The organism is Streptomyces sp. NPDC008163, assembly GCF_042956885.1.
Lineage (GTDB): Bacteria > Actinomycetota > Actinomycetes > Streptomycetales > Streptomycetaceae > Streptomyces > Streptomyces drozdowiczii_A.
Genome location: NZ_JBIBHG010000003.1, coordinates 266222 through 286577, shown reverse-complemented (window position 1 = coordinate 286577; position 20356 = coordinate 266222). Strand labels below are relative to the sequence as shown.

Annotated in this window: 17 protein-coding genes; 14 read left to right on the top strand and 3 right to left on the bottom strand. The window is 73.5% G+C overall.

Annotated features, from left to right (window positions below):
• The 8 genes from ACFZAT_RS09285 (at nt 1) to ACFZAT_RS09250 (ending at nt 7302) form a co-directional block, all read left to right on the top strand.
• The gene (locus ACFZAT_RS09285) at nt 1-1140 is read left to right on the top strand and encodes an MCE family protein (RefSeq protein ID WP_391262312.1); all 1140 of its coding nucleotides are present in this window, start codon (nt 1-3) and stop codon (nt 1138-1140) included.
• On the top strand, nt 1137-2309 hold the full coding sequence (locus ACFZAT_RS09280; RefSeq protein WP_391262310.1) for an MCE family protein: 1173 nt from the start codon (nt 1137-1139) through the stop codon (nt 2307-2309). The genes ACFZAT_RS09285 and ACFZAT_RS09280 overlap by 4 nt, the downstream gene beginning before the upstream one ends.
• Nucleotides 2306-3568: an MCE family protein gene (locus ACFZAT_RS09275; RefSeq protein ID WP_391262308.1), complete on the top strand. Its 1263-nt coding sequence runs from the start codon at nt 2306-2308 to the stop codon at nt 3566-3568. Before ACFZAT_RS09280 ends, ACFZAT_RS09275 begins: the two co-directional genes overlap by 4 nt.
• On the top strand, nt 3565-4086 hold the full coding sequence (locus ACFZAT_RS09270) for a hypothetical protein (protein ID WP_391262306.1): 522 nt from the start codon (nt 3565-3567) through the stop codon (nt 4084-4086). Before ACFZAT_RS09275 ends, ACFZAT_RS09270 begins: the two co-directional genes overlap by 4 nt.
• Nucleotides 4083-4661: a hypothetical protein gene (locus tag ACFZAT_RS09265; RefSeq protein ID WP_391262304.1), complete on the top strand. Its 579-nt coding sequence runs from the start codon at nt 4083-4085 to the stop codon at nt 4659-4661. The genes ACFZAT_RS09270 and ACFZAT_RS09265 overlap by 4 nt, the downstream gene beginning before the upstream one ends.
• An 84-nt stretch (nt 4662-4745) precedes the next feature.
• Nucleotides 4746-5276 (top strand): nuclear transport factor 2 family protein, encoded by a 531-nt coding sequence (locus tag ACFZAT_RS09260; RefSeq protein WP_391262302.1) that lies wholly within the window; start codon nt 4746-4748, stop codon nt 5274-5276.
• Between the two features lie 33 nt (nt 5277-5309).
• On the top strand, nt 5310-6065 hold the full coding sequence (locus ACFZAT_RS09255; protein ID WP_391262300.1) for a hypothetical protein: 756 nt from the start codon (nt 5310-5312) through the stop codon (nt 6063-6065).
• A 28-nt stretch (nt 6066-6093) separates the two neighbouring features.
• On the top strand, nt 6094-7302 hold the full coding sequence (locus ACFZAT_RS09250) for a lytic murein transglycosylase (protein WP_391262299.1): 1209 nt from the start codon (nt 6094-6096) through the stop codon (nt 7300-7302).
• 19 nt (nt 7303-7321) lie between these two features.
• Here ACFZAT_RS09250 and ACFZAT_RS09245 read toward each other — a convergent pair whose 3' ends face one another.
• Nucleotides 7322-8386 carry an ATP-dependent DNA ligase gene (locus ACFZAT_RS09245; protein ID WP_391262297.1) on the bottom strand — a complete coding sequence of 355 codons (1065 nt, stop codon included), beginning with the start codon at nt 8384-8386 and terminating at the stop codon, nt 7322-7324.
• A gap of 97 nt (nt 8387-8483) precedes the next feature.
• Between ACFZAT_RS09245 and ligD the strand changes: the two genes are divergently transcribed.
• The 3 genes from ligD to ACFZAT_RS09230 all read left to right on the top strand — a co-directional run bounded on the left by ligD (nt 8484) and on the right by ACFZAT_RS09230 (nt 11655).
• Nucleotides 8484-9494, top strand: coding sequence for a non-homologous end-joining DNA ligase (gene ligD, locus ACFZAT_RS09240; RefSeq protein ID WP_391262771.1), 1011 nt, complete (start codon nt 8484-8486; stop codon nt 9492-9494).
• On the top strand, nt 9491-10552 hold the full coding sequence (locus tag ACFZAT_RS09235; RefSeq protein WP_391262295.1) for an ABC transporter permease: 1062 nt from the start codon (nt 9491-9493) through the stop codon (nt 10550-10552). The genes ligD and ACFZAT_RS09235 overlap by 4 nt, the downstream gene beginning before the upstream one ends.
• A 158-nt stretch (nt 10553-10710) precedes the next feature.
• On the top strand, nt 10711-11655 hold the full coding sequence (locus ACFZAT_RS09230; protein ID WP_391262293.1) for a multicopper oxidase domain-containing protein: 945 nt from the start codon (nt 10711-10713) through the stop codon (nt 11653-11655).
• On the opposite strand, the gene ACFZAT_RS09225 is transcribed toward ACFZAT_RS09230, so the two are convergent.
• Nucleotides 11652-13826: an SNF2-related protein gene (locus tag ACFZAT_RS09225; protein ID WP_391262291.1), complete on the bottom strand. Its 2175-nt coding sequence runs from the start codon at nt 13824-13826 to the stop codon at nt 11652-11654. The two genes, ACFZAT_RS09230 and ACFZAT_RS09225, sit on opposite strands and share 4 nt — an antisense overlap.
• A 145-nt stretch (nt 13827-13971) precedes the next feature.
• On the opposite strand from ACFZAT_RS09225, the gene ACFZAT_RS09220 reads away from it, so the two are divergent.
• Both ACFZAT_RS09220 and ACFZAT_RS09215 read left to right on the top strand, forming a co-directional pair.
• The gene (locus tag ACFZAT_RS09220; RefSeq protein ID WP_391262289.1) at nt 13972-14226 is read left to right on the top strand and encodes a WhiB family transcriptional regulator; all 255 of its coding nucleotides are present in this window, start codon (nt 13972-13974) and stop codon (nt 14224-14226) included.
• 97 nt (nt 14227-14323) lie between these two features.
• Nucleotides 14324-15907, top strand: a complete 1584-nt coding sequence (locus ACFZAT_RS09215) for a GMC family oxidoreductase N-terminal domain-containing protein (protein ID WP_391262288.1) — start codon at nt 14324-14326, stop codon at nt 15905-15907.
• Nucleotides 15908-15934: 27 nt separating this feature from the next.
• Here the strand turns inward: ACFZAT_RS09215 and ACFZAT_RS09210 are convergent, their stop codons facing one another.
• Nucleotides 15935-16852 (bottom strand): chitosanase, encoded by a 918-nt coding sequence (locus ACFZAT_RS09210; protein WP_391262769.1) that lies wholly within the window; start codon nt 16850-16852, stop codon nt 15935-15937.
• A gap of 71 nt (nt 16853-16923) precedes the next feature.
• Between ACFZAT_RS09210 and ACFZAT_RS09205 the strand changes: the two genes are divergently transcribed.
• The gene (locus ACFZAT_RS09205) at nt 16924-20304 is read left to right on the top strand and encodes a hypothetical protein (RefSeq protein ID WP_391262286.1); all 3381 of its coding nucleotides are present in this window, start codon (nt 16924-16926) and stop codon (nt 20302-20304) included.
• The last annotated feature ends 52 nt before the right edge of the window (nt 20305-20356 follow it).

The window sequence follows — 20356 nt, the reverse complement described above, 5'->3', positions numbered from 1 at the left end:
ATGAGACTCACCCGCGTCATCGGCATCGGCGCCGGCCTCGTCGTCGTGGCCGTCGCCGCCACCTCCGGGGTCTCGGCGCTGGAGGAGCAGGGCGGCACCACCGTCACCGCCTACTTCGACCAGGTCACCGGCGTCTACGCCGGGTCCGACCTGCGCATACTCGGCGTACGCGTGGGCCGCGTCGAATCCGTCGAACCGCGCGGCAAGGACGTCAAGGTCGTCCTGCACATCGACAAGGGCATCCAGGTCCCCAAGGACGCGCACGCCGTCGTCGTCGCGCCCAGCCTGGTCGCCGACCGCTACGTGCAACTCGCCCCCGCCTATACCGGGGGAGCGGCCATGGAGGACGGCGCCCAGCTCCCCGCCGACAACAACGCGGTCCCGGTGGAGGTCGACCAGCTCTACGCCTCCATCACCGAACTCTCCACCGCGCTCGGCCCCGACGGGGCCAACGCCGAAGGGGCCTTCGCCGGGCTCCTGGACACCGGAGCCAAGAACCTCAAGGGCAACGGCAAGGACATCGGCGACTCCATCGAGCAGTTCGGCAAGGCCACCAAGACCCTGGACAAGTCGAGCGGCAACCTGTTCAGCACGCTGTCCTACCTCCAGACCTTCACCACCATGCTCAAGGACAACGACGGCAACGTCCGCGCCGCCGAGCAGCAGCTGAACTCCGTCACCGGCTTCCTCGCCGACGACAAGAAGAACCTCGGCGCCGCCCTCAAGGAACTCGGCACCGCGCTCGGCCAGGTGAAGACCTTCATCAAGGACAACCGGGGCGAACTCAAGAAGAACGTCGACGCCCTCGTGCCGATCACCCAGGCACTCGTCGACCAACGCGCCTCGCTGGCCGAGTCGATGGACGTCCTGCCGCTCTCGGCGGGCAACGTCCTCAACGCGTACGACCCCGAGCACCGCACGCTCAACGGGCGGACCAACCTCAACGAACTCAGCATGGGCGGCCCGCTCGTCGAATCCTCCCTCGCCCTCCAGGGACTCTCCCCGGTGGACGCCGAACGGCAGAAGGCCCTGCCCACGCTGCCGCTCCCGGCCGTGGGCACGGTCTACGGCACCCCGGGGGAAGCCGCCGACGCCAAGGGCGGCAAGGACGCCAAGGACACGAAGGGGGCGAACCGATGAACCGGCGACCGCGCAGACCCGCGGCCCTCGGCACCACGGGCGGACCGGCACTCGTCGCGCTCGGCCTGTGCTGCACCCTCTTCGTCACCGGATGCGGAGCCCCGCACTTCTCCGGCATCGAGGACCTGCCGCTGCCCGGCGGCGCCGACCTCGGTGACCACCCGTACGAGATCACCGCGGACTTCGGGGACGTGCTCAGCCTCTCCCCGCAGTCCTCGGTCAAGGTGAACGACGTCGCCGTCGGCCGGGTCACCAAGATCTCGCTGGCGCCCGGCGGCTGGCAGGCCCGGGTCACGATGAAGGTGAACGGGAAGATCGACCTGCCCGGCAACGCATACGCCCGGCTGGAACAGTCCAGCCTGCTCGGCGAGAAGTACGTCCAGCTCGCCCCGCCCGCCAAGGGCAAGGAGAAGGGCACCCTCGCCGACGGCGACCGCATCCCGCTCAGCCGCACCAACCGCAACCCCGAGGTCGAAGAGGTGTTCGGCGCCCTGTCCATGCTCCTCAACGGCGGCGGCGTCCAGCAGCTCAAGACCATCACCACCGAACTCAACAAGGCCCTCAGCGGGCAGGAACCCCAGGTCAAGTCCATGCTCCACCGGGTCGACAAGCTCGTCACCAACCTGGACGACCACCGCGGCGACATCACCGCCGCGCTCGACGGCGTCAACCGGCTCTCCAGCACCCTCGCCGGCCGCAAGGAGCAGGTCGGCACCGTCCTCACCAAGCTCAGCCCCGGCATGAAGGTCCTGGAGAAGCAGCGCGGATCGCTCATGACGATGCTCCGCTCCCTGGACACCCTCTCCGACGTCGCCGTCACCACCATCAACCGGAGCAAGGCGGACACAGTCGCCGACCTCAAGGCCCTCGCCCCCACCCTGCGGGCCCTCGCCGACTCCGGCAACGACCTGCCCGACTCCCTCCAGGTGCTGCTCACCTACCCGTTCACGGACGAGGTGCTGCGCGGCGTGAAGGGTGACTACCTCAACGTGTACCTGGACCTCACGGCCGAACCCGGCACCCAGATCATCCCCGCCTACAACCCGGACCCGGAGACCCCGCCCGCGCAGACCCCGTCGGTCGCCGGCGCCGGACTCCCGCTGCCCCTTCCCGCCACCTCGGCGCCGACGACGAGCCGGCCCACGGACTCGAAGGGGAGCAACCGATGATCACCCTCGCCATCCGGCTCAAGAACATCGCCTTCCTCATCATCTCCGTCCTGGTGCTCGCCTACCTCGGTGTGCGCTACGCCGACCTCGGCCATTACGTCGGCATGCGCGACTACTACACGGTCAAGATGCAACTCCCCCGCACCGGAGGCCTCTTCACCCACTCCAACATCACCTACCGAGGGGTCTCGGTCGGCCGCGTCGGACCCATCGAACTCACCGACGACGGCGTCGAGGCCGAGCTGCGGATCAACACGTCCGCACCCCGCATCCCCGACGACCTCAAGGCGGTCGTGGCCAGCCTCTCCGCCGTCGGCGAGCAGTACGTCGACCTGCGGCCGACCCGCACCGAGGGCCCCTACCTCGCGAACGGCTCGGTCATCGACCAGGCCGAGACCACCGTCCCGGCGCCCGTGACCAACGTGCTCACCAGCGTCAACGACCTCACCTCCTCGGTCGACCTGGAGTCCCTGCGCACCGTCGTGGACGAATTCGGCACCGCGTTCAGCGGGCGCGGCGACGACCTCCAGGTCCTCCTGGACACCGGCAGCGACTTCGTGGACGCCGCCGACGACGCGCTGCCCGTCAACACCCGGCTGATGGAGGACGGCAAGACCGTCCTGCGGACCCAGGTCGAACAGGGCGAGGCGCTCAAGGGGTTCGCCTCCGGCGCGAAGGAACTGGCCGCCCAGCTCAAGGGGTCCGACACCGATCTGCGCAAGCTGATCGCCGCCGCCCCCGACGCGACGAACCAGATCAGCGGACTCCTCCGGGACGTCGAACCCAGCTTCGGGGTCGTCGTCGCCAACCTCCTCACCACCTCGGACGTCGCCGTCACCCGCCAGCGCGGCCTGGAGGAACTGCTCGTGAAGCTCCCCGCCGTCGCGGCGGCCGGGGCCAGCGCGGTGGACGAGGACGGCGCCCGGTTCGGCATGTCGGTCACCTTCTTCGAGCCGCTGCCCTGCACCGCCGGCTACGAGGGCACCACCTACCGCAACGGTCTCGACCTCTCGCCCGCCCCCGCCCTCAACACCAAGGCCCGGTGCTCCGCCTCGCCCGGCACCGGCATCGACGTCCGGGGCAGCGCCAACGCCCCGACGGGCGGCCCGCTGCCCGCACCGGCGAAGGCCGGCGCACTGCACGTCGGGGACACCGGGGAGGACCGGCTGCCGGGAGTGCTCGGCGCCGAGACCGGCACGGCACCGGACACCCGGGGCATGGCCGGGCTGCTCGGCCTGGGACAGGAGGACGGCGAGTGAACCCCCGTACGCGACGCCTCGGCGGCTGGGCGGTCCTGCTGATCGCGGCCCTCGTCTGCGCCCTGGGCGGCTGGTCGTACGCCCAGGCGCGCGGAGACGACGACCTGGCCTACGCCAAGAGCCGGGACGCCGCCCTCGCGGACGGCCGGCAGGCGCTGGCGCGGCTCAACTCCCTGGACGGCAAGGACGCCACCAGCGTGGACGCGGGCCTGTCCGGCTGGCTGGAGTCCGCCACGGGACCGCTGCGCGACCAGCTGAAGCGGACCCGGAAGAAGGACTCCGCCGACCTCAGGGCGTCCGGCGCCACCGCGCGCGGCAAGGTCACCGACGCCGCCCTCACGGAGCTGGACGAGCGGACCGGTACCGCGCTGATGATCGCGACCGTCGACGTCGAGGTCACCCCGCGCGGCGGCAAGGCGGCCACCGAGCGCAAACGCTTCGAGGCCACGCTCGCCCGGACCGGGGACGGCTGGAAGATCAAGGCGCTCACGGCGCTCGGCATAGGGAGCGGCGCATGAGCACGGACGTCGAGGAGAAGCCGGAGGCAGCCGTCGAGCCGCCCGAGGACACCGAAACCACCGGTACCCGCCCGGCCCGCCGCTGGCCGCGCGTCCTCGCCGGAGTCCTCGCCGTGGCGCTGCTCGCCGCCGGGGCCGTGATGTACGTGGCGGGGCGGCAGCTGCGGGACACGCCCGCCACGTCCAACCTGGCGCTGACCGACAGCGCGGCGACCGCCCAGGTGGCCGGCGAGGTCACCGACGCGCTCGGCAAGGTCTTCTCGTACAGCCCCGACGGCACCGCCGCCACCAAGGCGTCCGCGCAGAAGCTCCTCGCGGGCAAGGCGCTCCAGCAGTACGCGGCGCTGTTCGGCCAGGTCGAGAAGCAGTCGGCCGACCAGAAGCTCACCCTCACCACCCACGTCGTGCGCGCCGGGGTCACCCGGCTGACGCCCGACAGCGCCCACCTGCTGGTCTTCCTCGACCAGGTCTACGAGCGCAAGGGCAAGGCGGCGAGCAAGGCGGCCGCGCAGCTCTCCGTCACGGCCCGACTGCGCGAAGGGCACTGGACGATCGTGGAGATCACCTCCCGGTAGTCCGCGTGGGCAGCGAGACGCACCACCGCACCACCGAGCACGGACAGCACAGCACGGCGGGACCGCCGGCAGGGAGAGGCAGCGATGGCACGGGTAGCGATGACGAGGAATCCGCTGGTGGCGGCGGCGATCGTGCTGACGGTCGCCGCGGCCGGCGCCGCGGGCTGGGGCGGAGTGTCCCGGTACCAGGCGGGGCACGACAGCTCGGCCGCGTACGCCGGGACCCGCGACGAGGTGCTGGCGGCGGGGGAGCAGGCCGTGCAGAACATGAACACGCTCGACCACGCACGGCTGGAGCAGGGGCTCGACAGCTGGGAGGACTCCACCACGGGCGACCTGCACCAGCAACTGGTCGACGGGCGGGACGGGTTCGTGAAGCAGATCCAGGAGGCGAAGACCGTCAGCACCGCGAAGGTGCTGGCCGGCGCGGTCACCGAGCTGGACGACCGGGCCGGGAAGGCCGGGGTCATGGTGGCGCTCCGGGTGACCGTGACCGCGCCGAAGGGCAAGCCCGCGGTGAAGGAGAGCCGGATGCTCGGCCAGCTCACCCGCACCCCCGACGGGTGGAAGCTCAGCGCCCTCGGCCAGGCGCCCGTCGGCAACACCGCCGGCTGACACCCCCGCCCCCGCACCGAAAGGAACCCGGACATGTCGACCACCCGTCACCTGGTCAACCGTCAGCGCCGTCTGGCCACCGTCGCCGCCGCCGAGCGCGCCGCGACGACCGCCCCGCCCCGCCCCGGCTCCGGGCGCGGCCCGGACCTGAGGAAGCCGGACGCCACGCAGGAGGAGGCGGTCCCGGAAGGCGGGGAACGCGGGGAGGGCGAGGAACGCGGGGAGGACGAGAAGGAGTCCGCGCCGGAGGCGGAGAAGGCCACCGTCCGGCGCCGCCCGCGCCTCAGCCTGCCCGCCGTCCTCTGCGTCCTCACCCTCCTCCTCGGCGCCGTCGCCGCCTGGGCGTTCACCTCGGCGGCGAGCCTGCGCGACGACCCCAGCCGGCAGAACACCGCCCTGACCGACATCAGCCGCACCAGCGAGGTGAAGGGCCAGATCACCGAGGCCGTCGGAGCGGTCTTCTCGTACGACTACGCCTCACCCACCAAGGCCGAGGCGGCGGTGACGAAGTATCTGACCGGCAAGGCGGTCCAGCAGCACGCGGACATGCTCGCCGAGGTCCGGGCCCAGGCGCCGAAGCAGAAGCTGGTCCTCACCACGACCGTCACCGACAGCGGTGTGGAGATGCTCGACGGAGACCGAGCCCGGCTGCTGATCTACGCCGACCAGCGCAACACCCGTACCGGCAAGTCCGAGGAGACCACCTACGCCGCCGCCATGTTCAGCGTGGACGCCGTCCGCAAGAGCGGCAGCTGGCGGATCTCCGCGATCGACACCTTCACCCGGTGACCCGGACGACCCCCCAAGGAGAGCACGCATGAGGTTCAACGGCACCATGCGCCGCGGACTCGGCGGCACCGCCGCCGCCTTCGCCGCGATGGCCGCGCTCACGGCCTCCCAGGCACCCCAGCTCGTCGCGCACGAGGAGACCCCGAAGCCCCGTCAGAAGACGGACGACGTCGTCTGGTCCGAGGTCCCCAACGACGACTCGTACCACACCGAACTCCCGCCGCTGAAGAGCCCGAAGCCGCCGAAGAAGGGCGAGAAGCAGAGCCCGGCGGCCAAGCGGTCCTGGGCCGAGGCCGGCATCCCGGCGTCCGTGCTCGCCGCCTATCGCAGGGCCGAGGCCACGATGGGGCGCGGCGACCCCGGCTGCCGGCTGCCCTGGCAGTTACTGGCGGCGATCGGCAAGGTCGAGTCCGGGCACGCGGCCGGCGGCCGGGTCGACAAGAACGGCACCACCGTCTCGCCGATCCTCGGCCCGGTCCTCGACGGCGCCGGGTTCGCGAACATCGCGGACACCGACGGCGGCGCCTACGACGGGGACGCGACGTACGACCGGGCGGTCGGTCCGATGCAGTTCATCCCCTCGACGTGGGCGCACTGGGGCCGTGACGGCAACGGCGACGGGCGCCGGGACCCGAACAACGTGTATGACGCGGCACTCGCCGCCGGGGCCTACCTGTGCGCCGGGACGCGCGATCTGTCGATCCCCTCCGACATGAACCGGGCGATCCTCAGCTACAACCACTCGGAGTCCTATCTGCGTACGGTGCTGTCCTGGCTGGAGTTCTACCGCAAGGGCATCCACCCGGTCACCGACGGCACCGGCCCCATCCCCAGGAGCCCCGGCGCGGGCGGCCCCGACAAGCCCAAGCACCCCGTCGGAGGCTCCGGCGCCGAGGACGACGAGGGCGGCGAGGGCGGCATCGAGGTCGGCCCGCAGCCCAGTACCAGCACCCGCCCGACCACACCCGGCACCCACGGCCCCGGCCCGAGCACCACGCCCGACCCGGACCCGACGGACACCACCGGTCCCTCGCCCGACCCGTCGGACCCCGGCTCCCCGGACCCGAGCACCACCCCCGACCCCGACCCGACCACGACGAAGCCGGACCCGGGCTGCACGACCACGCCGACGCCCGACCCGACCGACACCACCCATCCCACCGGCTCCCCCTCGCCCGACCCCACGGAGACCGCCGAACCCTGCAGCACACCCACCCTGCCGCCCACGGCGGACTAGGTGTATTGACCCGGAGGGCTCAGCCGCCGCCCGCCAGCACCTGGGCGAGGTCGTAGCGCACGACCTCCTCCAGTTGCGCGTACGTGCAGCTCTCCGGCGTACGGTCGGGCCGCCAGCGGCGCCACTGGGCCGTGTGCCGGAAGCGATCGCCCTCCATGTGGTCGTACGCCACCTCGCAGACCCGTTCGGGCCGCAACGGCACCCAGGACATGTCCTTCTTGCCGGACCAGCGGCTCGGAGCGCCGGGCAGCCGGGCGCCCATATGCGCCTCGGCCTGCGCCCAGGCGCGCCACGGGTGGTCGTCGGCATCGGTCAGCAGGGGCTCCAGCTCGGTGACGAGTTCCGCGCGCCGCTTCATCGGGAAGGCGGCGCACACCCCGACGTGCTGGAGCGCGCCGCTGTCGTCGTACAGGCCGAGCAGCAGCGAGCCGACGACCGGGCCGCTCTTGTGGAAGCGGTAACCGGCCACCACGCAGTCGGCGGTGCGCTCGTGCTTGATCTTGTACATGGCCCGGACGTCCGGCCGGTACGGCGCGTCGAGCGGCTTCGCGACGACCCCGTCGAGCCCTGCCCCCTCGTACCGCTCGAACCACTCCTCGGCGCGGGCCGGATCGGTCGTCGACGGGGCCAGGTACACCGGCGCCGACGCCCCGGCGAGCGCCGCCTCCAGGACCGTGCGCCGGTCCGCCTGCGGGGTGTCCAGGAGCGAGTCGTCGCCCAGGGCCAGCAGGTCGAAGGCGACCAGCGCGGCCGGAGTCTGCTCGGCGAGCAGCCGCACCCGGGACTCGGCCGGGTGGATGCGCTCGCTGAGCCGGTCGAAGTCGAGGCGGCCGTCGTGCGCGACGACGATCTCGCCGTCCACCACACAGCGCTCCGGCAGATTGCCCCGGACGGCGGTGACCAGTTCGGGGAAGTAGCGGGTGAGCGGTTTGCCGGTCCGGCTGCCGATCACCACCTCGTCGCCGTCCCGGTGCACGATCGCCCGGAAGCCGTCCCACTTCGCCTCGTACTGCATGCCCGGCGGAATCCGCTTCACGGACTTGGCGAGCATCGGCTTCACGGGCGGCATCACCGGCAGGTCCATGGCCCGATTGTGAACCGTACGGCTACCGGAGTCTCCCGATATGCGGCATATGTGTGTCCGGCCTACCGTGGCCGACATGGCAGCAGCGGGCACAGCGGTGGAGCTGGACGCGGCCGGGCGGGCGGTCCGGCTGTCGAATCCGGACAAGGTCTACTTCCCGGAGAAGGGCTACACGAAGAGGGACGTCGCCGAATACTTCCTCGCCGTCGGCCCCGGCATCCTGCGCGCCCTGCGCAACCGGCCCACCACCCTCCAGCGGTTCGTGGACGGCGTCGAGGGCGAGTTCTTCTACCAGAAGCGCGCCCCCAAGAACCTCCCCGACTGGATCCCCACCTCCACGATCGCCTTCCCGAGCGGGCGGTCCGCCCGGGAGATGTGCCCCACCGAGGTCGCCGCCGTCCTCTGGGCCGCCAACCTCGGCACCCTGACCTTCCACCCCTGGCCCGTCCGGGGCGGGGACACCGACCACCCCGACGAACTGCGCATCGACCTGGACCCGCAGCCCGGCACCGGTTACGCCGACGCGGTCCGCGCCGCCCAGGAGCTGCGCGGCGTCCTGGAGGAGCACGGGCTTCGCGGCTGGCCCAAGACCTCCGGCGGGCGCGGCATCCACGTCTTCGTGCCCATCGAGCCGCGCTGGACCTTCACCGAGGTGCGGCGCGCGGCCATCGCGGTCGGGCGGGAGCTGGAGAGCCGGATGCCGGACCGGGTGACCACCGCCTGGTGGAAGGAGGAGCGCGGCGAGCGGATCTTCGTCGACTACAACCAGACCGCCCGCGACCGCACCATCGCCTCCGCCTACTCCGTACGGCCCTTCCCGCACGCCCCGGTCTCGGCCCCGCTGCGCTGGGAGGAGCTGGACGACGCCGAACCCCGCGACTTCGACCTGCGCTCCATGCCCGTGCGGTACGCGGAACACGGCGATGTGCACGCCGACATGGACCAGGAGGCGTTCCGCCTGGACTCGCTGCTGGAACTCGCCGACCGCCACGCGAGCGACGGCGGCCCCGGCGACCTGCCCTATCCGCCCGAGTACCCGAAGATGCCCGGCGAGCCCAAGCGCGTGCAGCCGAGCCGCGCCCGTCACGACGAGGACGACCGGGCGTGAGCGAGCCGGAGCACGGGGCGCACGGCCGGCCGCTGACCCGGAGCCAGAAGTGGCAGGGCTTCAAGGAGTCCCCGTACTTCCCGGCGATCGTCCTGCTGTTCATCCTCTCGGCCGCCGCCGGGCTCTTCGCCGGCTCCTACACGTACGCCATGGCCAACCCGACCCCGCACAGCATCCCCACCGCCGTGGTCAGCGAGCCGGAGACCGCGCGCGGCCGGGAGTTCGTCGCCGGGATGGACAAGGCCCTCGACGCCTCCCTGGTCATCCGGGTCTATCCGACGGCGGCCGCCGCGCGCCAGGGGCTGGAGGAGCAGGAGGTCTTCGCCATCGTGCGCTCCGGCGCCCGGGGCGTCTCCCTGGACGTGGCCGCGGCCTCCGGGGCGGCCGTCGCCCAGCTGCTCGCCGAGTCGGCCGTGAAGGTGGGGGACTCGCTCTCCATCCCGGTGGCCGTGCAGGACGTCAAGCCCCTCCAGAAGGGCGACCCGCGCGGGCTCGCGCTGTTCTACATCTCGCTCGCCGCGGTGATCATCGGCTTCGTGGGCGCCATCCAGCTCAGCGTCCACGCCCGGTCGTTGATCCCGCTGGAGCGGATCGGCTTCACGATCCTCTACTCGCTCCTGGGCGCCTTCGCCATCGCCGCCGTGGTCGACTGGCTGCTGGGAGCGGTGGACCTGCCCTTCGTCGAGTCCTGGCTGATCCTCGCGTTCACGATGTTCACCTCGGGCATGGTCTTCACCATGTTCAACACCCTGATCGGCCGGTGGGCGATGCTGCCGACCTGGGGCGTCATGGTGCTCCTCGGCAACCCGTCGTCCGGCGGAGCCGTCTCCTGGCCGCTGCTGCCCTCGCTCCTCGGGCACATCGGACGCTGGCTGCCCCCGGGCGCCTCCGTCAACGCCCAGCACACCGCCGTCTACTACCAGGGCCACCAGCGGATCTTCCCGTACCTGGTCCTGGCGGCCTGGGCGCTCGTCTCGTGCACCGTCTTCTGGGTGTGGCGCCACCGGCACCCCGGCGGCCGCGAGCACATGCCGCAGCACGCGGCGACGGTCACCTGATCCGCCAGGCCGTGTCCGGGCGTATTCCGCGACTCGCCCACCGGTCTTGGCGCCCCTGAGGCGGACTTTGTCCTTACTGTGGGTAAGCGATTTTCCCGGGTCCGTCACGGCCCGTCGCCATATCCTCGGCAGGATCCGTCAGCAGTGGGGAGTTCGACATGGACCGCAGAAGTTTCAGCCGGCGGATGCTGATGGGCGGCGGTGCCGTGGCGGCGGCGGGGGTGGCATCGCTGTCCCTCCCGGCACCCGCCGCCGCCCTGCCGCACCCGGTCCGCCGGGCACCCGCCGGGGGAGTGGTCCGGCACATCCGGATGTACGTGGAGAAGCTGCCGGACGGCCGGATGGGCTACGGACTGGAGAAGGGCAAGGCCACCGTGCCCGGCCCGCTCATCGAGCTCAACGAGGGCGACACCCTGCACATCGAGTTCGTGAACACCCTGGACGTACCGGCCGGGCTGCACGCGCACGGCGTCGACTACGACATCGCCAGCGACGGCACCCGGATGAATCACAGTACCGTCGAGCCCGGCGGCAGCCGTACGTACACCTGGCGCACCCACACCCCCGGCCTGCGCCGCGACGGCACCTGGCAGCCCGGCAGCGCGGGCTACTGGCACTACCACGACCACGCCGTCGGCTCCGACCACGGCACCGGCGGCATCCGCGACGGGCTCTACGGGCCGCTGGTCGTCCGGCGCCGGGGCGACATCCTGCCCGACAGGACGATCACGATCGTGTTCAACGGCATGTCGATCAACAACACCCCGGCCGGCGAGAGCCCGGACTTCAGGACCACGCTCGGGGACCGGCTCGAAGTCGTCATGATCACGCACGGCGACTTCTACCACACGTTCCACATGCACGGTCACCGCTGGGCGGACAACCGTACGGGCATGCTCACCGGCCCCGACGACCCGAGCCGGGTCGTCGACACGAAGATCGTCGGACCGGCGGACTCCTTCGGCTTCCAGGTGATCGCGGGCGAACACGTGGGCGCCGGCGCCTGGATGTACCACTGCCATGTGCAGAGCCACGCCGACCGGGGCATGGGCGGCATGCTCCTCGTCGCCGACCGGGACGGCACCGTCCCCGGACACGGCTAGGGGCGGGCCGCCGCGCCGAGGCGCTGCTGCTCCTCCTCCACGATCCGGCGGGCCAGCTCGCCCTCGGACACGTCCACCGCGTCCGGCGTCGCCTCGGCGACATCGCTGCGCCGTGCGTACGCGTCGAACAGCCGCTCCTTGCGGGCGACGATGTCCAGCATGCGCTGGTCGATGCTGTCCGCGGCGAGCAGCCGGTGCACCCGGACCGTCCGTATCTGGCCCATCCGGTGGACCCGGGCCACGGCCTGGTGCTCCGTCGTCGGCTTGATCTGCGGTTCGCACAGGATGACGACGGACGCGGCCTGCATGTTCAGCCCGACCCCGCCCGCCTGGATCTGGCTCAGCAGCACCGCGTGACCGTCCGCCGCCGTGAACGCGTCGACCATCTCCTGGCGCCGCGCCGCCGTCACGCTCCCCGACAGCAGACCGGACACCCCGTCACCGAGCGCCCCGCGCACCGTCTGCAGGACCTCGCGGAAGTACGAGAACACCACGACCTTCAGGCCGTTGCCCGCCGCGTCCGCGACCAGTTCGCGCAGCCGGTCCAGCTTGGCGGAGGTCTCCGGCCGGGCGTACGCCGCGCGGCGCATCCGCATGAAGTGCCCGTCGGCCACCGCCTCCCGGTACGCCAGCAGGTCGCCCCCGCTGAACTCCTCCCACTCGTCCACCTGGACCACGGCGGGCAGTTCGGCGAGGACGTCCTCCTGATTGCGCCGCAGATAGGCGGGGGCCACGGCGCGCCGGAACGCCTGCGAGCCCGCCGCGCCGTGGCCGGCGCCGACCGAGAGGGCCAGCTCGGGCCGGAGCTGGCGGACGAGGCTGCGGAACTCCTCCACCCGGTTCTCCATCGGGGTGCCCGTCAGGAACAGCACCCGGTCCGTACACCCCGACCAGCCGGAGACCGCGCGCGACCGGCGGGTCTCCGGGTTCTTCACGTAATGCGCCTCGTCCACCACCAGCATCCCGGGCCGCACCCCGCTGCCCACGGCGTCCGGCAGGGAGTGCAGCGCGTCGAAGGTGGTCAGCGCGACCCCGCCGGAATCCAGCCACTCCGCGAACGCCTCCCGCCGCTCGGGGCCGTGCACCGGCAGCGCGCGGAGCGTGGACCTGGCCCGGACCTCCCGCGTCCAGTTGATGAGGACGCTCGCCGGGCACACCACCAGGAAGTGCGTCTCGCCGCGCGCCGCGAGGTGCGCCAGGGCCGCGATCGCCTGGACGGTCTTGCCGAGCCCCATCTCGTCGCCGAGGATCACCCGCTCCTGGACGAGCGCGAACCGGGCACCGAACGACTGGTAGCCGCGCAGCGAGACCCGCAGCCGGGCGTCGTCCAGCCGCAGCCCGCGCACCCGGTCGGCCAGGCCCGACGGCAGGAAACCCTCCGCCGCGTCCCGGTCCGGCCCCGAGCCCGACAACTCCGCGAGCAGGCTGTAGTACTCGGCGGACCGCAGTTCGAAGTCGACCCAGGCGGCTGCCGGAGACCCCGGCTCCCGCAGCAGATCGGCCGACACCTGGGCGAACAGCGGCGGCAGCCCGCGCTCCACCGCGTCGGCGACGGCCGCCCGGACCCCGGCCACCGCCTCCCGCACCCCGGCCCGCGACCGCCGGGAGGCGAACAGCATCCGCAGCCGCCCCCGCGCCGGACCGGCCGCCGTCAGCAGCGGATCGAGGCGCCCGGCCAGCGCCCGCGCCCCGTCCACCGCCCGCCGCGCGTCCGGGCCCGCCGCCACCAGCCCGTACAGCGCGCCGAGCAGCGCGGTCACCGCCTCGTTCCGGTCGTCCACGTCCATGCGCACCGCGACGGTGTCCCGCACCGCGTGCGCGATGCCGCCCGCCGCCGCCAGGGCCTGGTCGGCCGTCTGCGCGCCGACGCCGGGGATCTGGCGGAGCTCGTAGCGACTGGCGTCGTACACCTGGCCGACCGTCGTGAAACCCGCCTGCTCGATCGCGCCGAGGCGCAGCCGGCCCTCGGTGACGTCCTTCAGCCGGGAGACCGGGATGGCGGCGAGACCGGCGCGCACCAGAGCGTCGAGCAGGGGATCCAGGCACGTCCGGACGGCGGTGACGGCCCGGGTGTGGTCCGCGAGGACCCCGCGCGCCCCCTCCAGCATTCCGTCGGCGCGGACGAGCATCTCCCGGGCGGCCCGCCCGGCCGGTGCCCCGCCCTCGGTCATGTACGTCCCTCTGTCTCCGCGACCCCGCCGCGCTCCGCGCGCGATGGCTCATATCGTCCCATGCGGCGCCGGTGGCCCGGCCGGGCGGACGCGCCATTGACGCCGCGTTGATCAGTCGTTTATCGCGGGACGGCACTGTGGCTCCATGCTGATCAACACCGCGACCGACCCCGCCTTCTCCTGGCAGGAGACAGCACTGTGCGCCCAGGCGGGGCCCGAGTTCTTCTTCCCTGCCCCCGGCAGCTCCACCCGTGAGGCCAAGCAGCTCTGCAACGCCTGCGAGGGGCGGCAGGCGTGTCTGGAGTACGCCCTCGACAACGACGAGCGCTTCGGCGTCTGGGGCGGCCTGTCCGAGAAGGAGCGGGAGCGGCTGCGCAGAGGCGGCCGCGACCGGGCCTGAAACGGCCTTGTCCGTGCGAGACTTCGGCCTCCACCGTTTCCGTACGCGGACCCCATGACCGTGGCGGAACCCGCGTCGACCTGGAGGAGAAGCCGAGTTGAGCGAGTACGACTACGTCGTCGTCGGGGCGGGTTCGGCCGGCTGCGTGCTGGCCGCGCGGCTCTCCGAGGACCCCACCGTGCGGGTTGCCCTCGTCGAGTCGGGCGGACCCGACCGCAAGCAGGAGATCCGCGTCCCGGCCGCCTTCCCGCAGCTGTTCAAGACCCCGTTCGACTGGGACTTCAGCACGGTGAAGCAGCCCGCGCTCGGCGGCCGTGAACTGTTCTGGCCGCGCGGCCACACCCTGGGCGGCTCCTCCTCGATCAACGCGATGATGTGGGTGCGCGGCCACCGCGACGACTACGACGCGTGGGCCGGGGCCGCCGGGCCGGACTGGGGCCACGACGCGATCGTGCCCTACTTCCGGCGCGCCGAGCGCTGGTCGGGACCGGCCGGCGACACCACCGTCCACGGCACCGAGGGCCCGCTGCACATCGCGCCGCCCCGCAGCCCGTCCCCGCTGACCGCCGACTTCGTCACCGCCTGCCGCGACGACGGCCTGACGTTCCTGCCCGAGCTGAACGCCCCCGACCACAGCGGGGTCGCCCTCACCCCCGTCAACCAGCGGCGTGGACGGCGCTGGAGCGCGGCCGACGGCTACCTCAAACCGGCGGCCCGGCGGCCCAATCTGGACATCCTCCCGCACACCCGCGTCCGCGCCCTCGCCTTCGACGGCGACCGGGCCACCGGTGTGGAGACCGAGGGCTCCGGCACGCTCACCGCCCGCCGCGAGGTGATCCTCAGCGCCGGGGCCATCGGCTCCCCGCACCTGCTGCTGCGCTCGGGCATCGGCGACCCCGGCGAACTGCGGCGCGCCGGAGTCGAGGTGCGTGCCGCCTCACCGGACGTCGGCCGCAACCTTCAGGACCACCTGTCCTTCGCGGTCACCCTGCACTGCCCGCGCCCGGTCACCATGACGGGCGCCGACACCCCGGTGAACGTCGCCCGCTATCTGCTCACCGGGCGCGGACCGCTGAGCTCCAACCTCGCGGAGGCCGTCGCCTTCGTCCGCAGCGCCGCCGCACCGGCCGCCCCGGACCTCGAACTGATCTTCGCTCCGGCCCCGTTCATCGACCACGGGCTCACCCCGCCCACCGAACACGGCGTCACGATCGGCGTGGTCCTGCTCCAGCCCGAGAGCACCGGCCGCATCACGCTGGACACGGACCACCCGGACCCCCGCTCCGCTCTCCGCATCGACCCGGGGTATCTCGCGGCCGACGCCGATCTGCGGCGCATGATGGACGGCGTCCGCCACGCCGAACGTCTCTTCGCCCACACGGCTCTCGCCCCGCACACCTCGACGCCCATGGGCCACTACCCGGGCGAGGTGGACGACGAACGCCTGGCCGAGGCGATCCGGACCGGAGCGGAAACCCTCTACCACCCCGTCGGCACCTGCCGGATGGGCGAGGACCCCGGATCGGTCACCGACCCCCGGCTCCGGGTGCGCGGCGTCCGGGGCCTGCGCGTGGTCGACGCCTCGGTCATGCCGCGCATCACCCGGGGCCATACGCACGCGCCCACGGTCGCCATCGCCGAGAAGGCCGCCGAACTGATCAGGCAGGACGCCCGCGCATAGGAGGCAGGGGGCCGCCGCAGGGCTGGATCACGACGGGATACGGAACGTCTCCCCGTACATCTTCCAGGTCAGCGGTGGCTCCAGGCCCAGGTTCTCGTCCTCCAGGAAGACGCGCTGCGCGGTGTCGATGCGTGAGGTGTCGTGCTGCTGGTTCTTCTTGGACTTCATCACGGCCCGCGCGGTGTCCAGGAAGATGTCCAGGTACGCCGACTCGTCACCGCCTTCCGCGACCGTGTCCGCCTCGGCCAGTGCCGCCTGCCGGATGCCGTAGAAGGAATCCGCCTCGTGCCCGGGCCCCTGGAGCACCATGGTGTCGAAGTAGATGAACTGGCCCAGCGCGCCGAGCCCGTCCAGCTTCGCCAGGCGCACCGCCGGCTCGAAGTACTGCTTGTCGCGGACCTCCTCCTGCGCCTTGCGGAACGCCGGGTCCTCGGCCGCCTTCTTCCACGCACCCGTGAACCCGGGGTCCAGGCCCTCGTGGGAACCGGTCCCGTCGACCTTGCGCAGCGCGGGGAGATACGGGGCGAGCGGGTTGTCCGGGTGGTCCTTCGTGAACGCCTCGACGAACGCGAGCATGTCGTGCGTACCGGAGCAGAAACCGACGAGCCCCGCCGCGTAACCGGTGCCGTCGCCGCTGTCCTCGATCGTCGCGTACTGGCTGCGCCAGTCCAGCGTCGAGCCCTCCGCGCTGGCCAGCAGCTCCCACGCGATCTCGCGCATCCTCGGCGCCGCGAGCCCGGCCGGCGCCCGGCCGACCCGCTCGTTCATCCCGGCCCGCTCCTCGTCGTCCGCCGCCGCGAACGGGTCCGGGTTCACCGGCCCGGTGGGCGACGCCTCGGCGACCGCCTTCGGGGAGTTTGCTGGCAGCCCGGCGTCGTCGCCGGTGTTGAAGACGAGGGCGACGGCAATCGCCAGCGGCGCACCGATGAGAACGAAGCGGGTCACAGGTTTCACCGGCACAGCGTACGGTCCCGCCCGCCCCCGGACGGCACACCCCCGCACGGCAGAATCGCCCCATGACCGATGCCCTGCTGAAGGCCCTCGATCCGCTTCCGTATCCCCGGCGCATGCGTGAACTCGCCGCCCGGGCACGCGTTCTGTCCGCTTCGGGGGAATTGCGCCACGTCCTCGACGAGCTGGACGGGGGCGGTCCGTACGAGCGGGGCATCGCCGTCGTCGCGGCCGCCGTCGGCGGCGACGCGGAGTGGACCGGCGCACACCTCGCCGACCCGGACCCCTTCGTGCAGGGGCACGCCCTGCGGGCCGCCCGGAGCCTCGGCGTTCCCGACGAGGCGTACGAACGGGCCCTGGACGACGTGCCCCGAAGCGCGCGCCGCCGCCTGCTGCGGGCCGTCGTCCGCGACCGGCGCACCGACCTCGCCGCCCGGCTCCTCGCACGGGTGCGCGCCGACTGGGGCGACGCCGAGGCGGCCGTGCTGCTGCCCGGCTGCCCCGCCGGCACCGTGGCCGGGCTGCTCCCCGAACTGCTCTACGCCGTACGCGGCTGGAGCGGCCTGGGACGCCGCCACCCCGGCCCCCTCCTCGACGCCGTCGAACGCCAGCTCGCCGAACTGCCCGAGCCGCAGCGCCCGGAGTGGTGGCAGCGGTACGCCCCCGGGATCGCCGCCGCCGTCACCGCCCGGCCCGCCCGCGTCCTCGATCTGCTCGAACGCTTCGGCCCCGCCACCCTGCCGTGGCCGCTGGCCCACCGCCTCGGCGCCCTCGCCGCCGCCGACCCGGCCCGCACCACCCGGCTGCTGCTTCGCCCCGAGACCCGTCCGATGCTGGAGCACGGCGCGCGCAGGGTGCCCGACGGCGTCCTGTTCCGCCTCGCCCGCACCGCGCCCGAAGGGCTCGTCGTGGAGCTCGGCCGCGCCATGGCCCAGGACTCGGCCGGACTCGCCCGGCTCCTCGCCGCCGTCCCGCCCGCCCGGCGCACCGCCCTGCACGCCTCGGTCACCGCCGGACGCGGTCCGGGCGGCCCCGCCGTCGACGCGGACCTCCTCGACGCACTGCCGCGCAGCGGCGTCGCCGACGAGGCCCGCCGGATGGCCGCCCGGGCCGCCGAACGCGGCGAGGACTGGCACACCGTGCTGCTCGCCGAGTCCTATCTCCCGGCCGCCGAGGTGTGGGACCGGCTGCTCGCCGCCACGCGGCTGCTCGCCGCCACGCGGCGGCCCGCCGCCGCCGACCGCGCCCTCGTCTGGCCGCTGCTCGTCCGCAACGCCGGGCGCACCGGCGCATCCGGGCCCGTCGCCGTGCTCCTGGACGACATGGCCAGGCTCCGCAACGAACAGGACCCCGTCCGCTCGGCCGCGCTCCTCGCCCTCGCGGCCATCCCCGCCGCACTGTTCACCGAGGCCATGGAACCGGCCCTGGACCGGATCGCGGCCGACGCCGTCGAGGCCCGGGACTCCTCCTACGCCACCCGGCACGCCCTGAGCACCCTCGCCGTGCGGCTGCTGCGCGAACACGCCGTCACCGGGCGCCGCGCCCTGGTCAGCTGGTCGCTGCGCACCCTGGTCCGGATCTCCGGCAACACCGGCGGCGCCGACCTCGGACGGCTCGACCGCACCCTGCGCAGGGGCCAGGAGCACGACGTGTTCGAGGCCCTGCGGCCCTGGCTGGACGCGGGCGCCGAGAAGAGCGACTACGGGCTCGCCTTCGCGCTCGTCCGGGCGCTGGGCCGCCGTGCGCCCGGACTGCCCGAGCTCCAGGACCTGCTGTGGCAGGCGATCCGCTTCGGCTCGGTCACCACCGCGCGGACCGCCGTCCGGCTGTGGCTGGAACCGGACGCGGACCGGGGCGAGCGCGTCGAACGGCTGCTCGCGCTCGACCCCTCGGCCGGCACCCTGCCCGAAGTGCTCGCGGTCCTCACCCGCACCCGCACCGACCTGCTCGACCCCTACCTCGCCACCCCGCCGCCGCACGGCCGCTTCCTGACCCCCGGCCGCCCCTGGACCGTCCACCCCGGACCCGAGATCCGCCGCTGGGTGCCCCGCCAGCACCGCGCCGCCGAACGCGCCCTGCGCCACGCGGCGCGCGACGGGAAGCTGCCGCTGCACGGACGGGCGCGCGCGGTCGCCGCCCTCGCCCGCATCCCCGGGACCGGGGCCGAGTCGCTGGGGGAGTGGACCGGCTCCGACGACGTCGTGCTCGCCGAGGCCGCGCTCACCGCCCTCGGCCACACCGACCGCGCCCCCGGGACGCTGCCGGTCCTGCTCGCCCACACCGGCGACGACCGGGCCCGGGTCGCCGTCTTCGCGGCCGGCCGGGCCTCCCAGGACGTCCGCCCCTCGGTCCTCGCCCCGATGCTGCGCGCCCGGCTGGCCCCGGGCACCGGCAAGGTCACCAGCCGCAAGGAGGCCGTCCGGCTCGCCGTGGCCCGGCTGCCCCGGGAGACCGCGGCCGACCTGGTCGCCGAGGGCTACGAGACCCCCGACCAGCACCCGGACGTCCGGGCCGCCTGTGTGGCCGGGGCCATCGGGCTCCTCGGCGACGAACGGATGTGGCGGCTGCTCGCGGACGCCGCCGCCGGGCCCGCCGTGCTGCGCACCGCCGTCCTGCGCGTGCGGCCCCTGGACCTGCCCGGCGCGCACCGCACCGGCTACGCGCGCCTGGTGCGGGAGGTGTGCGGCACGGACGACGAGGAACTGGCCGCCGCCGCCCACGCCGTGGTCGCCCGCTGGATACCGTGGGAGCCGGGCATCTGCGAAGCGCTGGCCGCCGCCACGACGGACCTGGCGCGCCGCCGCTCCTGGCGCTCGGCCGCCGAAGCGCTGGCCGGTGCCGCGCCCGCCGCCTCCGGAGAAGCCGCCCGGGCGCTGATGGGCGCGCTGGCCGCACTCACGGACTCCGTCGCCATGGACGACGCGGGCAGCGACCGCGACCGGCCCGAGCGGCAGCGGGCCGTGCACCTGGTGAACCGCCTCGCCTCGGCCGCCGGGGCGCGCGCCGACGCGGCCCTGCGCCCCGTGCTCGCCGCCGCGGGCGACCGGCTGGCCCGCCACCGCGACTACGTACCGCAGGCCGCCGAGCTGCTGGCCAGGGCAGTGGACCCGGAGAGCGACGCGGACACGCTGCACGCGGCGCTGGACCGCATCGCCCTACTGGTCACCGGCCGCCCCGTGCTCGCCGCCCGCATCGCCCTCCTGTACGCCACGCACCACGGCGTCCCGCCGGGCGAGGACGGGGCGGCGACGCTGCTCGCGGTGGCGGGGCGCCTCGCCGAGGACGGCGGCCCGGCGCACGGCCTGCTGGCGGTGCGGCTGGTCGCGGCCGGCGGACGGCACACGGGGTGGACCGGTCCGTGGCGGACCCAGCTGCGGCTGCTGCGGCGCCACCCGGAGGCGGAGGTGCGCGACGCGGCGTACGCGGAGGTGACGGTCCGGGAGTGAGCGGTCTCCCGGACCATCCCCCGGCGCGGTCGGCCCTGGGGCCTGCCGTTGG